Origin of the sequence: Pseudovibrio ascidiaceicola, assembly GCF_900114245.1 — a bacterium.
Lineage (GTDB): Bacteria > Pseudomonadota > Alphaproteobacteria > Rhizobiales > Stappiaceae > Pseudovibrio > Pseudovibrio ascidiaceicola.
The window spans coordinates 589,332-602,620 of sequence record NZ_FOSK01000001.1 but is presented as its reverse complement, the minus strand read 5'-3'; the positions used below and the strand labels follow the sequence as shown (position 1 = coordinate 602,620).

Sequence of the window (13,289 nt, the reverse complement as noted above, 5' to 3'; positions counted from 1 at the left end):
TCTCACATCTGATCAAAATCTGCGGCGCACTTAAGCAAACACAAAAAGCGCTGCGCCTGATACCGGCGCAACGCTTTGAAACTTATAAGATCATCAGATGATGATTAGCGGGCGAAGTTGATTGGAGCGCCGTTCGCTGTCTGACCAGAGAAGTTGGTTCCTGCACCAGAGAGTGTCGCAACGTTTCCGCCGCCAGCGTCTTTCAAGACAACCTGACTGCCATTCAGATTCCATGCAGAGATCTGAGAGAGCGTCGCATCGCTACAACCGCGTGTATTCGCGCGGTAGCCGCCGCTCCACTTGGTCAGTGTCATGAAGAGCTTACAGTTGTCGCCACCTGAAGAGACGCTCCATCCGCCAAGCAAATCAGTGCGGCCTACAGAGCCACCTGTTGCATTTACGTTTGGAGCAGGAGGTGCAGAAACAACCTGCGAGTTAGCGTTCGCGTCCTGACCATCAACCAAGATCTGGCCTTCAGAACCTGGCTGACCAGGAGTGATCGGCGACAGTGTCTGACCTTCGATTGGTGAGATCGGAGAAGCAGGCAACGGAGAGACATAGCTACGGGTATACGTCGTCCGTTGGCACGCTATTGTGGAAAGTGCAATTACAGAAACAAATGCAATCGTCAAACTACGATTCATAGTGGTGTCATCCCAGCCTTGTGAATTAAGGCGTATTAACCATAAAGACCTTAAGAAACTGCCCCTAAAACAAGGCAGGTGAAAGGTTTACCACTCAAAAAAATGTGAGTTTCCCACTGAAACCCCTATTTCCTAAGGGAAACATGGGAAAATCTGACAACTCCCATAAAGCATTGGGCCAGCCAACCTTAACAAGCAGCACGCCAATTTAGAGAATCACTAGAAAAAACCTTAGAGGAGGTTGCAAGATCTATAGATTCTTTAATTTTGCGGAATGCATCTGTTGCCTCTTTTATGTTCCGCGGAACATCTTCATCTAGGCAGATATCCCAGTTCAACTTTACCGGATGGCCGGGCCACATCGGTTGCTTGTCAAGAAGCACACTTGTCTGAAGTCTTATTATGTAGTCAGGTTGAGGTGCATGGGGCAGCGAAAAAATCGTCCAGGGCTTCGGATGCAATCCTCCTTCATCCATACCGCTGGCGAAAAGAACCTTCTTAGTAAGCGATACCATTTCTTCTCGTGGCAAGGGGCCACCAGAGAAGGCACGCAACTCTCCCATTGAGGTATGGTTTAAGTAGGCCTCTGCAGCTAGGCTCAGAAATGAGTTATCTACGCAAACAAACAGTACATTTGCCTTAGTCATAGGCACGTCTCCACTGGAGCGCCGGACAGTGTCCAATCGTTCGGGTCACTCGATTCCAGCACTTCATAGTGCCCTTTTTCTTCGGATCGATGACAACCAGACGATGCGCTTAAAATAATTGCGATTAGAATTGGAATGAGCGAAGCCGATGTGCGGAAATAATCGCAGTGGAGGCTTCAAACCTAAGTGAACTCAGTTCACTTTGCTTCTCTATGCCTGTATAAAGGCTCCGATTTTTCTGAGTTTATTTGGAGCTGCACAATGTCTTTCCCTTTATGGACCATACTGATTGCCGGTCTGATGCCATGGCTATCTGTTCTTCCTGCCAAATTTTCCCGCAAGTTCGACAACTCAAATCCAAGGGACCCAGAGTACTGGAAAGAAGGATTTCGCTTGCGTGCTCGCTCCGCTGAGATCAACGGCCTCGAAGCTTTCCCTCTTTTTGCAGTGTCGGTACTCGTTGCCCTCGCCTACGGCGGTGACCCTGACTGGATTGAGAGATTGTGCGGCCTGTTCATCGCAATGCGCGTGTTGTTCGTCGCATGCTATTGGCTTAACCGCGCCACTCTGCGTTCCCTTGTCTGGTTCGTTGGTTTGATTTGCTCTGTTGCGCTGTTCACGTCTCCGGCGTGGTCATAACAGCAAGCGCTGGGGGTCATAATCCCCGCGATTTCAAGGTATTGTGAGAAAGGTAAAGATCTTTCTCACGCAAACCGGCACAGTTCTGCTGTTTCTGCTGAGCTACAGGTGAGAGAAGTAAACAGAAGGCCTTGTGAGACCATTAGTTTTTAGGGACGACTGCCCATTTCAGGAAGAATCGGTCTGCTTGAGCAGCAGTTTCCTGAGTAAATTGGCGACGTCGGCGGGCAAGCAGTGCAGGGCCAGCCTCCAATTCAGCCAGGATCAGATCGTTGATAGCACCAGCAGGGCGAACGACGTCCTTGATCATCCCAGCTTCGCTACGCTCTACCAACTCCTCGATCTCGCCACGCAGAACGGGGCGAATAAAGGTTGCCTCGGCAATATCGGAGAGACGAGAAGGTGGAACACCCTGATAGCGGTTCTGGTTGTACCAACGCAGCACCAGTGATGAGCGGATGAGATCATACAGGCGTTCAGGCACGATCTCGCCGAGAGACACACCGTCAAATCTATGCTTCTGCCGCTCAATCCGATTGTAATGATAAAGCGCGAAACGAACCGGGTCACAGTGTTCAAGAGCAAAGGAGATCAACGACTTTGGAAACTCGTCATGACCCGCATATGGATCCCTCAATTGAACCCAGTCAAGCGGCTCTGGATTGCCTTTCAACAGAGCGATGAGCGTTTTTTTCAAGTCCCAGCCGGACACATTTGCTGGCACATTCACATCAATGTCTACCGTCTCATCTACCGGAAAAAGGGAGAGGTAGTGCTCAATTGATCGAATGTAGATGAACCGACAATTGGCGTAGTGAGCTTCAGATTTTTTATGAAGATACAGGTGCGAAAGATCGCCCGCGTGCAGAACACGCAGATTTCTTTCGTTTTCCAAGTCACGAAAGCTCTTTTCCAGCTCCATAAAAACTGAAGAGCTTTCCGAACCAGCCTGTGAAGGTGCACCCACCAATATTGCCTACCTGAAATCTAAGAGGCTTCCCCTCGTTGCACTTACCCTTGAACGCAATTCAGGGCAAGTGCATGCAAGCAGTTTGCTCTCTAAGTTTTAGGAAAACAGAGGGAGTGGGTGAAGATACACCTTCTCTTACTTGGCTTCGGCAGAAAGGGCGTCAAATGCGCTGAGTGCCTCTGCAGCGTACATAAGGGAAGGTCCACCACCCATGTAAACAGCCACACCGAGGGCTTCCATCAACTCTTCGCGAGTAACACCATACTTAATGCAAGCTTTTGCGTGGTATCCAAGGCAGGCATCACACCGAGCGGCAACGCCGATGGAGATCGCGATGAGCTCTTTTTGCTTCGGTTCAAGAGCGCCGGTTCCAATCGCGCTTTTTGCAATTTCGCCAAATCCCTTCATTACACCAGGAATACCTGGGCGCAGTTCAGCGATGCGACCATCGGTTTGGGTGAGGAATTCTTGCCAATTTTCTACAGCCATGCTTCGACTCCTTTTATATTAGATATCACTAATGCTAATAATTCGGAAAAATCCAACAATGACTAAAATCAAAGAAATTACGCTTAGTGCATTAATATCATTCGTGTTTTTACATAATTTGTCTGTTAATGTGACGTACACGTCATTGCAATCTTTACTCAGCTATGATTACTGAAGGAACTCTCGTTTTTTCATCTTCGGAAATTAATATGTCCATCGCAGAAATCCTGACTGCAAAGGGCCGTGCTGCTGACCTGCTCGCTGCCGCCCGTGATGCATTCCTCACCCAAGGTTATAAGAAGACTTCGGTGAGCGAGATTGCAGATGCCTCAGGTATCTCAATGGCACACATCTATAATTTCTACCCCAGCAAGATTGACCTTGCCTGCGCCGTTGTCGCTGCAGAGGTGGTGAAGCTGGTTGCGCGCCTTGAAACAGCAACAGACCCCAATGCCAGTGCATCAGCCCGTCTGAGTAAGTTTCTCATGATGGAGTTTGAAGAGACTTATCGCCTGCTGGAACTCAACAAGGGCCTGGCAGACTGCTTACTGGTACTGGAACTGAAGCGCCCGGAAGATTTTGAAGAGTTGTTCCGGCTCGTACGCCAACCGATGCATACTATCTTGCATTCCGGCAACCTTGCTGAGGAGTTTGATTTGCGAGAAGTCAGTCAGGTGGCAAGACATATTCATGCTGCGACGATGAAGTTCCGGTTTCCTCAACTGCACAGTCACGAACCCTATGAGATACAGCGTAAAGAGTGCATTGGCGTTATCAAGCTGGTTCTGAGGGGCGTTGAGCGACGCTAGAGAGTTGCTGATTTTTCGTAAACCCACCATGAGCTCATTGACTGTTTCGTAAGGATTGCAGGTACTTCCCCCCTAAAACTGATAAATCCGCGTCTCATCGCCTGTCATTTCCAACTAGCTTTAACGCAAATTTTCCTTTTTAAAATCAAGCATTTATAAAGATCGCAGTTCTAGACTTATTTGTATCAAGTTACCTATCACGTCTGAATTTTTAGCCGTGTCATCCTCTTGCGTATTTTGGGGGAACCAATGAGTCGCTTAAGAGTATTTGCGTTTGCGGTATTGGGATTGCTCGGCTTCAGCAGCCATTCCTTTGCTGTTGAATATCCGCCGGGTGTTGAGGTGGAAGAACCCTATGAGGTTTACGAGGAAGAAGTTGTCGATGGGCTGATCACTCCGCCTGAATATGACTGGGATGGCTTCTATCTCGGTGTTCAGGGCGGCTGGGCACGCCTTCATGGCACAAATCGCTTTAATAACAGTGGCACGCAGTATAACGGCGGGACTGTTGGATTATATGGCGGCTACAACTACACCTACCAGAACATCCTGATCGGCGTAGAAGGCGAAGGGGCTTATTGGTCTTTTGGTGAACGCTCTCGCGGTGAGATGTCCTTACGCTCTGATTACTTCGCTGCTGCAAAGATCAGAGCTGGCCTCACCTACGATTGGTTTATGGCATATGTGACTGGTGGTGCAGCCGTTTCCACCTTCCGTGCCTCAAACCCTAACTTCGGCCCCGGCTCTGACAGCAACACAATGCTTGGTTGGGTAGGTGGCGCAGGTCTAGAGATGTTCGTCACTGAGCGAGTGATTGTACGCCTAGATTACGAGCGCATCGTCTTTCCCGGACGCAGCTTCACCGTTGGCGGAACGCGCTTCAAGGAAGACATTGACAGCGACGCCATCCGGATAGGTATCTCCTATAAGTTCTAGGCCATTAGCCTCAAATGAAAAAAGCCGCCTCATTTCAGTGAGGCGGCTTTTCTTGATTTTATAAGGTGCTTACACGCTGATTATACGCGGCGCTCTACCATCATCTTCTTGATCTCAGCGATTGCCTTCGCAGGGTTCAGACCCTTTGGACATGCCTGAGAGCAGTTCATGATGGTGTGGCAGCGGTACAGGCGGAACGGATCTTCGAGATTATCCAGACGCTCACCAGTTGCCTCATCACGGCTGTCGATCAACCAGCGGTAAGCCTGCAGAAGGACTGCAGGGCCGAGGTAGCGATCACCATTCCACCAATAGCTTGGGCAAGAGGTGGAGCAGCAAGCACACAGAATGCACTCATAAAGACCATCCAGTTTCTGGCGATCTTCGTAGGACTGCAGCCATTCTTTCTCAGGCTCAGGTGTCGTGGTTTTTAACCATGGCTCGATAGAGCGGTGCTGCGCGTAAAACCGCGTCAGATCCGGCACAAGGTCCTTCACAACAGGCATGTGCGGCAGCGGGTAGATTTTGACGATCTCGTGAGAGCATTCGTCAGCACCCTTTGTACACGCCAGCGTGTTGGTTCCGTCGATGTTCATCGCGCAAGACCCGCAGATCCCTTCACGACAAGACCGACGGAAGGTCAATGTAGGATCGACCTTATCCTTGATGTAGATGAGCGCGTCCAGAACCATTGGGCCACAATCATCAGCATCAACATAGTAGGTGTCGATGCGTGGATTGCGTCCATCATCCGGAGACCAGCGGTAGATGCGGTACTCACGGGTGTTAGTGGCGCCTTCCGGCTTTGGCCAGACCTTGCCCTCTCCCATCCGGGAGTTTTGTGGCAGTTTGAATTCAGCCATAACAGTTACTCCAGGTTTCGGCGCCTTAGTAGACGCGGGCTTTCGGTGCGATCTTCTTCATGTCGATGCCACCTTGATCGTAGGTAGTCAGCGGCTCGAGAACAACCGGACGATAGCTCAAGGTCACCTTACCATCCTCGGAGAGGTGGGAGATGGTGTGCTTGCGCCACTCGTCATCGTTACGACCACCGAGAGGACCATCTTTATAGTCTTCACGAGCATGTGCACCACGGCTCTCTTTACGCGCTTCTGCGCCGTAAACAGTTGTGATTGCGTTGGCCATAAGGTTTTCGAGTTCTAGCGTTTCGACCAGATCAGAGTTCCAGATCATGGAGCTGTCAGAAACGTGCAGTTCGCTCATTTCGTCCCAGATTGCGGAGATGCGCTTACATCCCTGCTCCAGGCTTTCCTGAGTACGGAACACAGCTGCATCTTCTTGCATGGTCTTCTGCATCTTTGAGCGCAACTCAGCCGTTGGGATAGACCCTTTTGCAAAGCGCAGCTTGTCGAAACGAGCCATGATCTTCTGGCTGGAAGCTTCGTTAGGCTCTGGAATTGGAGCTTCACGGTCAACAACTTCACCAGCGCGGATTGCAGCCGCACGACCAAACACAACAAGATCGATCAGGGAGTTTGAGCCGAGACGGTTTGCACCATGCACGGATGCACACCCAGCTTCACCAACTGCCATCAGACCCGGCGCAATTGCGTTTGGATCTTCTTTGGTTGGGTTCAGCACTTCACCCCAATAGTTGGTTGGAATACCACCCATATTGTAGTGAACAGTTGGCAGAACCGGGATCGGCTCCTTAGTCACGTCAACACCAGCGAAGATGCGCGCGCTTTCGGAGATACCTGGAAGACGTTCTGCCAGCAGATCAGGATCAAGGTGATCCAGGTGCAAGAAGATGTGGTCTTTGTTTTTGCCAACGCCGCGACCTTCGCGAATTTCCATCGTCATACAACGGGAAACAACATCACGAGAGGCTAGATCTTTCGCGGAAGGAGCATAACGCTCCATGAAACGCTCACCCTCGGAGTTTACGAGGTAACCACCTTCGCCGCGCGCGCCTTCCGTGATCAAACAGCCTGAGCCGTAGATGCCGGTTGGGTGGAACTGAACGAACTCCATATCCTGCAGTGGCAGACCCGCACGAGCGATCATGCCGCCGCCATCACCTGTACAGGTGTGGGCAGATGTTGCAGAGAAGAACGAACGTCCGTAACCGCCAGTTGCCAGAACAACCATCTTCGCAGAGAAGCGGTGGATTGTGCCGTCATCAAGGTTCCAGGCGATCACGCCCTCACATACGCCCTCTTCTGACATAATCAGATCAAGCGCGAAGTACTCGATGAAGAAATCAGCGTTGTGGCGCAGAGACTGGCCATAAAGCGTATGCAGGATCGCGTGGCCGGTCCGGTCAGCAGCAGCACAGGTGCGCTGTACCGGAGGACCTTCACCGTAGTTCTGCATGTGGCCGCCGAATGGGCGCTGGTAGATCTTGCCTTCTTCCGTACGGGAGAAAGGCACACCGTAGTGCTCAAGTTCATAAACTGCCTTCGGCGCTTCACGTGCGAGGTATTCCATCGCATCTGTGTCACCAAGCCAGTCAGAGCCCTTAACAGTGTCATACATATGCCACTGCCAACAGTCTGGCGTCATGTTCTTCAAGCTTGCTGCAATACCACCCTGCGCTGCCACAGTGTGGGAGCGAGTTGGAAACACCTTGGAGATACAAGCTGTTTTCAATCCCTGCTCAGCCATACCGAGCGTTGCCCGAAGGCCAGCACCGCCAGCACCAACAACCACAACGTCAAACTTGTGGTCTACAAACTCATAGGCCTTGCCGCTCTGGCTTGGCGCTGTCGATACACCGGTCTGTTCAACCATCTAGATCAGCCTCCGAAGCTGATTTTAAGCACTGCAACCACGGAAGCGAGTGCGATAAAAGAAGCGAAGAAAATGTTTCCCATAAGGAGAAGAAGCTTGAGCCCTTCTGAATGGAAGTAATCTTCAATGATGACTTGCATGCCCAGCTTCATATGCAGGCAGCCGACCAAGATCACCAAAAGCAGCAAGGTGGAGATGATCGGGTTTTGAAGTGCTTCAATGAAACTCGCATAATCAGCGCCTTGCAGCGCGATGACGAGGATAACAAAGAAGGAAATGAGGAACACATTCGCTACAGCGGTCAAACGCTGACGCCAGAAATGTGACGTTCCGTCCTTAGCAGAGCCAAGGCCGCGAACTTTCCCGAGCGGAGTGCGCATATCGGTCATTGATCTCTCCTTAAGCGACGATGAAACCGATGATCCAGAGGATCACGGTAAGAGCAACAGAGCCTACGATCGTCGCGCGAGCCATCCAGTTCGCTGCAGACAATTCAAAGCCATGCCCCATGTCCCAGATGAAGTGACGCAGACCGCCAATCATGTGGTGCACAAGTGCCCAAGTGAAGCCGAAGAGGACCAGACGGCCCAGGAAGGAACCGAACACGTCCATTGCGAATTGATAGGACTCAGGACCTGCTGCTGCGCAGATGAGCCAGAACGCCATCAAAATCGTTCCAAAATAAAGCGCCGCCCCGGTGATGCGATGTAGAATGGACATCACCATCGTCACGATCGGCTTATAGATCTGAAGATGGGGCGATAATGGCCGGTTGGCCTTGAGGTCAGCGTTCGCCATAAATCTCTCTCCCGTCCCTGGTTACAGTTACGCTTACGTAAACGTAACAAAACAAGGCGTTGTATGAGGTTCTAATACCTTCAGTTTCGGGGTGCGTCAAAGCATCCTATGCGTCTAATTGCTTTTTCTACTAGGTTTGCCCTTAAAATTGGCCGAAATGATTAGATTTTGCGGTGTAAATTTTGTTGGTTTCTACCTGATCAAGTAACAAGAATCTGGCAGTTTATTATCTTGAGTTTTGTAGTCATATTTTAATTTACTGAAATTACGAGAAATTTTTCAGAAAATCACTTAAAGTCAAATTACGTTTACGTAAACTTTATTTAATGTGAACGAGCTGACGCAGCCCTATACTTCAAATCTAGAGCGGCCAATCCTGATTTCCAGTTTATGTCCTTTAAAAGGCTCCGCATGCCTCTGATTTGCTACCCACATAAACACACCTCTCAAACTCTGTTAGCTAGCAAAATGAAGCAGAGCAGGTGTAGTCCTGCTCCGCCTCCGTACCATGCTATTGTAAGTTAAACTCGCAGTACTCCACACCGCTTTCATGCAGCGTTGAAGAGATGCATTTGAGGTCAATCCTTTCAGAGACATTCGCAAACAACGGTGTCCCAACCCCGCAGAGGACAGGTGCAACTTTCAGGCGCAGGACATCAATCAGTTTTGACGTAGCCAGCAAACCAGCAAACATTCCTCCTCCGCAAAGGTAGATGTCGCCGCCCTGCTCTTTCTTCAGCGCGGAAATGTGCGTGGTGAAGTCTGCTCGCACAGCTTCAACCTCTGCATCTGCTGGCAACTGAACTCCCTCTGAGAAAATCAGATGCCGCATATGTGGGTAGGCTTTTGCACCAGCAGGCAGACCATACTGATAGGCGAACTCGTAGGTATGGCGTCCCATGATGACAGTGTCATAGGTTGCTAAACGCTCATTGTAAGCGTCTACATGATCTCCAGTGTGGGGGAAAATTGAAACATCGCCGTTTGAGCCAGCAATAAAACCGTCGCGACTAACGGCGACGTCATAAATAATGCGTCTCATAAAGACTCCATCAAAAACAAATAGACATCAAGCACCGCTCACGTAAATCGCGAGAGTGCCGTTCAACAGAGTTGAGTTGTCTTAGTTGTTCACTGACAGAGTCCTCCTCATTGCTGCATAGCAGGCTGAAACAGATTTCTCATGGGGTCAACCTACGAGAAACCCAGAACAGTCAAATGGAGGGAATAGGGAGTTGATGTGATGTTTGCGTAACAACAGACAGCCAAGCACTGCTCCCTTAAATCTCATAGTTCAGCGTTCTTCAGAGCGCTTTTTCCATGTATCTGACGGTCTTTCCTTTTCCTTCCAGTTCAGCTTCCCCGACGATTTGGAAGCCTAGTGAAGCATGAAATGCGTCTGATCCCGGGTTTGGAGGATCTGAGTTTACCTCACATACGATGCGCTCATATCCCTTTGCTTTCGCGAAGCTGAACAGGTCATCGTAGAGATTGCGTGCAATGCCTTGTCCGCGGGCAGCTTTAGAAATCACAATCCGATCGACATATAGAAAATTATCGTAGGCTACGCAGAACCATTTGAAATTAATCGAAGAATAATCACCGTCCTGATCGTATGAGATAAGAAGGCCGACTTCCTTTTCAGCAACTCTTACATAGGTCGCCTTTTCGATCAGCTCTGCAAAGCCATCACGTGTCAAAGAGGACAGTTCGACAGCATGCTCTTGGTTCAGAGCATGCATCCAGGTTAGATCATCAGCAATAAAGCTTCGAATAAGCAAAGCAGCTACTTCCAGTTATTTCTTAAAATTGTAGTTATTTTCGAGTCTAGACGGATAGATTGCGTTTCGTGCGCAATGTCTTGAAAACGTGCACCATAAAGATCGTCGCGAACAGTGGCGTGATCAGGTTTACGATTGGGATGGCTAGAACAAACGCAACAATCAGCCCGGCAGCGAATACGGTTCCACCTTGCGATTTACGGAACGCCTTTGCTTCTTGCGGCGGCATGAAACGCATTGCTACGAACTCGAAATATTCGCGACCAAGCAGATACCCATTCACGAGCAAGAATGCGATCTGGCCTATACCGGGAATGAAGAACAGCATCAGAGCGAAAATGTTGGCGACAATGATTACACCGACAAAACGAAGAGCCGTTACAATAGACTCGCCAAGCGGCAATGCTTTGCCCCGCCTCTCATTTGGATAGGAGTGCTCTTCAACAAGTTCAGAGATTTGATCTTGATAGAAGGCGACGACCATGGCCGAAACCGGTGCAAGGATATAGCCGAGACCAATTAATGCGCCGATGCCTGTTACGATACTGACCGTCGTATCCTGCCAGTCCTGTGGTAAGTCTATGAAATACCCGACTACGCCCTGAATAGCGATCCAGACGACAAGAAGAAGAAGCAATGTCAGCCCTAAGGCTTTGAAAAATATGCTTCTGAACTGCGGTTCAAAAACCTGCGAGAATGATTTTATAGCTGCCGATAACATCTCTTGTGCCGAATTTATGAAAACAGATGGCACTTAGATAAGCATTTCCCCGCGTAGCAACAAGACCTGACACTCGTAAAGCAGCCTGCCATCCATCAGGATCAACAGGCTGCTTTAGTTCTTTATATCAGAATGCTTTCAAGCTTACTGGGCGAGTGCCATCTCATCGATCAGCTGCCACTTCAGGCTCTCGATACTAGCGGAACACGCCTCGAGGTCAGCTGGGTCAAACCGGAACCAGCACCCGCCTCCAACATTTGGAGGCTGATCAAATGCACGGTCGATGGCATTGTTTGCCAGGTGGCATTTAAGCAATGTGCCTACACCGCCATGGCCTGAGAAGAGAGCGGGCTCACCTCTTGGGACTGTGGTAAACGCCTGTTTAATCGCTGCTACGACACGACTTTGCGCATCCAACGCCCGTTCCCAGCCGCGAACGCTCACTGCGGGGCGGCTGAAGAACTCATCAGCGACATGCTCAAATTCATCTGGCTCAAGAAAACCGGTTGAGCTGCGATCGTTTTCGTGGAGGCCCGGGGCTGTAATCAGTTCCATACCCAAGTGGCTTGCGATAATCTGGCCCGTTTCGATAGCCTTTTTTTCGCGGCTGGAAATGACGTGATCAATTTCCAAAAGCCATGGCTGACGCAGGCCTTGTTCTAAACGTTCGCGACCTTTATCCGACAAATCCCAATGCGGAACTGGGGTTGCCGGATCGATGTCAACATTTGGGTGGGTCAAATATATACAGTAAGTCATGGCACCTCCCCGGTGCCATCAGGCACCTGTTAAATAACCACTGGCTCTACTCGTCCATGGGTCATTTTTCCTCGATATATTTCTTGATCAAATGATGCGCGATAGAGATGTCAGGGGGACAAATTAATCCTGACTCAGCTTCGCCTTGGAGCATCTTCAGTGTCTCCTCTTTGGAAAACCACTGACAATCCTCCATTTCTTCATAGTCGATATTCAAGTCAGTCGTCAGCGCCTCGCCGTGGAACCCGATCATAATGTTTGACGGGAACGGCCATGGCTGACTGGCAACGTATTCCACTTTGCCGACTTTTACGCCTGCTTCTTCAAAAACTTCACGGCGGACAGCGTCTTCGAAGGTCTCGCCCGGCTCCACAAAACCAGCAAGCGTTGTGTAGACATTTTCCATCAGATGGTAAGGACGACCCATCAGGCATTTGTCCCCGTGGGTGATCAACATTATCACCGCGGGATCCGTTCTTGGGAAATGCTGCGCTGAGCAGGATGGACAATCCCGGCGATAACCAGATTCGGCGAGTTTCGTTGGCTGACCGCATTGAGAACACATCTTATGGGTGGAATGCCACCGGCCTAACGATGCAGCCTGTGCCATCATTCCAAGCACTCTCTGGCTAGCTGCTCGTTTTATCGCTATTCCACGTAGTCCATAGGCTGCAAAAGTCCCGAGTTTTTCCAGCTCCTCATCAAGAGTTTCAGCATCTGCAGTGTAACGAACGCCAAAGTATGGGCGGTTTCCATCAGTCTCGTCAATGCCAAGAAAGATGGTCGTCGCATCAGTGACATTCAGAGATTTAAGCGTCTCTACGGGATGGATCAGAGGCTCATGCGTGACCTCTTTGTTGAAGATGAAAGCGTCGTTTGCCTGAATTAGAAAGCGGGCATCCGGGCTCGCTTCTAACGAGTTAACCCATTCAGTATCCTTACGTTTTTCACCACAGCGATTAAGCGAGTTGGCAGAATAACAAAGAGCTGCAGAGGCGTCATACACCTCAGCTGTATCGGCCAGCATTTCGAATTCCTTAAATTATAAACTTATGTAAAGTGAACCCGAGATAGCATTGAAATGCAATGTTGTGGCGACATTTTCTGATTTCGGATTTGCCAGAACTCTTTGAAGATTCACAGTCTCGTCCACAGTAGCAAGCGGTAAACATCAATGAACGCTTGCAAAATACAGGTAAAACGACCATATACACGTTCGGGAGGTTGGTGGTGGACGAGCCACTCGCCAACCGGGTCAGATCCGGAAGGAAGCAGCCCTAACGAGTCCATGGCACGGGTCATCGTGCCAGCCTCCCACCTAATTTTCCCCGCGCCCATACTC

At 49.9% G+C, this 13,289-nt stretch carries 16 protein-coding genes and 1 other RNA gene; 4 read left to right on the top strand and 13 right to left on the bottom strand.

The window, feature by feature from the left end; genetic code table 11:
• Positions 1-104 precede the first annotated feature (104 nt).
• Both BM231_RS02920 and BM231_RS02915 read right to left on the bottom strand, forming a co-directional pair.
• Positions 105-644 (bottom strand): AprI/Inh family metalloprotease inhibitor, encoded by a 540-nt coding sequence (locus BM231_RS02920; protein ID WP_057462985.1) that lies wholly within the window; start codon positions 642-644, stop codon positions 105-107.
• A 188-nt stretch (positions 645-832) separates the two neighbouring features.
• Positions 833-1,291, bottom strand: a complete 459-nt coding sequence (locus BM231_RS02915) for an arsenate-mycothiol transferase ArsC (protein WP_063294247.1) — start codon at positions 1,289-1,291, stop codon at positions 833-835.
• Between the two features lie 261 nt (positions 1,292-1,552).
• Here BM231_RS02915 and BM231_RS02910 point away from each other — a divergent pair, with 261 nt between their 5' ends.
• Entirely contained in the window at positions 1,553-1,930 is a 378-nt protein-coding gene (locus tag BM231_RS02910; protein ID WP_093516575.1) for an MAPEG family protein, read from the top strand.
• 142 nt (positions 1,931-2,072) lie between these two features.
• On the opposite strand, the gene BM231_RS02905 is transcribed toward BM231_RS02910, so the two are convergent.
• Together BM231_RS02905 and BM231_RS02900 are read right to left on the bottom strand one after the other, a co-directional pair.
• The gene (locus BM231_RS02905; RefSeq protein WP_208860013.1) at positions 2,073-2,897 is read right to left on the bottom strand and encodes a DNA polymerase beta superfamily protein; all 825 of its coding nucleotides are present in this window, start codon (positions 2,895-2,897) and stop codon (positions 2,073-2,075) included.
• Positions 2,898-3,035: 138 nt separating this feature from the next.
• Positions 3,036-3,389, bottom strand: a complete 354-nt coding sequence (locus BM231_RS02900; RefSeq protein WP_063286408.1) for a carboxymuconolactone decarboxylase family protein — start codon at positions 3,387-3,389, stop codon at positions 3,036-3,038.
• A gap of 209 nt (positions 3,390-3,598) precedes the next feature.
• Between BM231_RS02900 and BM231_RS02895 the strand changes: the two genes are divergently transcribed.
• Together BM231_RS02895 and BM231_RS02890 are read left to right on the top strand one after the other, a co-directional pair.
• Positions 3,599-4,198: a TetR/AcrR family transcriptional regulator gene (locus BM231_RS02895; protein ID WP_093516571.1), complete on the top strand. Its 600-nt coding sequence runs from the start codon at positions 3,599-3,601 to the stop codon at positions 4,196-4,198.
• A 249-nt stretch (positions 4,199-4,447) separates the two neighbouring features.
• Positions 4,448-5,134: an outer membrane protein gene (locus tag BM231_RS02890; RefSeq protein WP_093516569.1), complete on the top strand. Its 687-nt coding sequence runs from the start codon at positions 4,448-4,450 to the stop codon at positions 5,132-5,134.
• Between the two features lie 80 nt (positions 5,135-5,214).
• Here the strand turns inward: BM231_RS02890 and BM231_RS02885 are convergent, their stop codons facing one another.
• The 9 genes from BM231_RS02885 to nudC form a co-directional block, all read right to left on the bottom strand.
• Entirely contained in the window at positions 5,215-5,997 is a 783-nt protein-coding gene (locus BM231_RS02885; protein ID WP_057462991.1) for a succinate dehydrogenase iron-sulfur subunit, read from the bottom strand.
• Between the two features lie 25 nt (positions 5,998-6,022).
• Positions 6,023-7,888, bottom strand: a complete 1,866-nt coding sequence (gene sdhA, locus BM231_RS02880) for a succinate dehydrogenase flavoprotein subunit (protein WP_093516567.1) — start codon at positions 7,886-7,888, stop codon at positions 6,023-6,025.
• A gap of 5 nt (positions 7,889-7,893) precedes the next feature.
• The gene (gene sdhD, locus BM231_RS02875; protein WP_093516565.1) at positions 7,894-8,277 is read right to left on the bottom strand and encodes a succinate dehydrogenase, hydrophobic membrane anchor protein; all 384 of its coding nucleotides are present in this window, start codon (positions 8,275-8,277) and stop codon (positions 7,894-7,896) included.
• Positions 8,278-8,287: 10 nt separating this feature from the next.
• Positions 8,288-8,686, bottom strand: a complete 399-nt coding sequence (gene sdhC, locus BM231_RS02870; protein ID WP_057462994.1) for a succinate dehydrogenase, cytochrome b556 subunit — start codon at positions 8,684-8,686, stop codon at positions 8,288-8,290.
• A 511-nt stretch (positions 8,687-9,197) separates the two neighbouring features.
• A complete protein-coding gene (locus tag BM231_RS02865; protein ID WP_093516563.1) occupies positions 9,198-9,728 on the bottom strand; it encodes a dihydrofolate reductase family protein in 531 nt (176 codons plus the stop codon).
• A 262-nt stretch (positions 9,729-9,990) separates the two neighbouring features.
• Complete coding sequence (locus tag BM231_RS02860; RefSeq protein ID WP_244527134.1) at positions 9,991-10,467, bottom strand: GNAT family N-acetyltransferase; 477 nt, start codon at positions 10,465-10,467, stop codon at positions 9,991-9,993.
• 46 nt (positions 10,468-10,513) lie between these two features.
• Entirely contained in the window at positions 10,514-11,188 is a 675-nt protein-coding gene (locus BM231_RS02855) for a sulfate transporter family protein (protein WP_063309377.1), read from the bottom strand.
• Positions 11,189-11,332: 144 nt separating this feature from the next.
• On the bottom strand, positions 11,333-11,947 hold the full coding sequence (locus tag BM231_RS02850) for a histidine phosphatase family protein (RefSeq protein ID WP_093516561.1): 615 nt from the start codon (positions 11,945-11,947) through the stop codon (positions 11,333-11,335).
• 61 nt (positions 11,948-12,008) lie between these two features.
• Positions 12,009-12,974 carry an NAD(+) diphosphatase gene (nudC, locus tag BM231_RS02845; protein WP_093516559.1) on the bottom strand — a complete coding sequence of 322 codons (966 nt, stop codon included), beginning with the start codon at positions 12,972-12,974 and terminating at the stop codon, positions 12,009-12,011.
• A gap of 192 nt (positions 12,975-13,166) precedes the next feature.
• On the opposite strand from nudC, the gene ffs reads away from it, so the two are divergent.
• Positions 13,167-13,265, top strand: an RNA gene (gene ffs / locus BM231_RS02840) — signal recognition particle sRNA small type.
• Positions 13,266-13,289: the final 24 nt, after the last annotated feature.

Coding starts and splice junctions, on each gene's coding strand:
- BM231_RS02855 (WP_063309377.1), bottom strand. CDS start 11,188: ATGTTATCGGCAGCTATAAAATCATTCTCGCAGGTTTTTGAACCGCAG.
- BM231_RS02850 (WP_093516561.1), bottom strand. CDS start 11,947: ATGACTTACTGTATATATTTGACCCACCCAAATGTTGACATCGATCCG.
- sdhC (WP_057462994.1), bottom strand. CDS start 8,686: ATGGCGAACGCTGACCTCAAGGCCAACCGGCCATTATCGCCCCATCTT.
- BM231_RS02915 (WP_063294247.1), bottom strand. CDS start 1,291: ATGACTAAGGCAAATGTACTGTTTGTTTGCGTAGATAACTCATTTCTG.
- sdhD (WP_093516565.1), bottom strand. CDS start 8,277: ATGACCGATATGCGCACTCCGCTCGGGAAAGTTCGCGGCCTTGGCTCT.
- BM231_RS02910 (WP_093516575.1), top strand. CDS start 1,553: ATGTCTTTCCCTTTATGGACCATACTGATTGCCGGTCTGATGCCATGG.
- sdhA (WP_093516567.1), bottom strand. CDS start 7,888: ATGGTTGAACAGACCGGTGTATCGACAGCGCCAAGCCAGAGCGGCAAG.
- BM231_RS02890 (WP_093516569.1), top strand. CDS start 4,448: ATGAGTCGCTTAAGAGTATTTGCGTTTGCGGTATTGGGATTGCTCGGC.
- BM231_RS02865 (WP_093516563.1), bottom strand. CDS start 9,728: ATGAGACGCATTATTTATGACGTCGCCGTTAGTCGCGACGGTTTTATT.
- nudC (WP_093516559.1), bottom strand. CDS start 12,974: ATGCTGGCCGATACAGCTGAGGTGTATGACGCCTCTGCAGCTCTTTGT.
- BM231_RS02900 (WP_063286408.1), bottom strand. CDS start 3,389: ATGGCTGTAGAAAATTGGCAAGAATTCCTCACCCAAACCGATGGTCGC.
- BM231_RS02885 (WP_057462991.1), bottom strand. CDS start 5,997: ATGGCTGAATTCAAACTGCCACAAAACTCCCGGATGGGAGAGGGCAAG.
- BM231_RS02920 (WP_057462985.1), bottom strand. CDS start 644: ATGAATCGTAGTTTGACGATTGCATTTGTTTCTGTAATTGCACTTTCC.
- BM231_RS02895 (WP_093516571.1), top strand. CDS start 3,599: ATGTCCATCGCAGAAATCCTGACTGCAAAGGGCCGTGCTGCTGACCTG.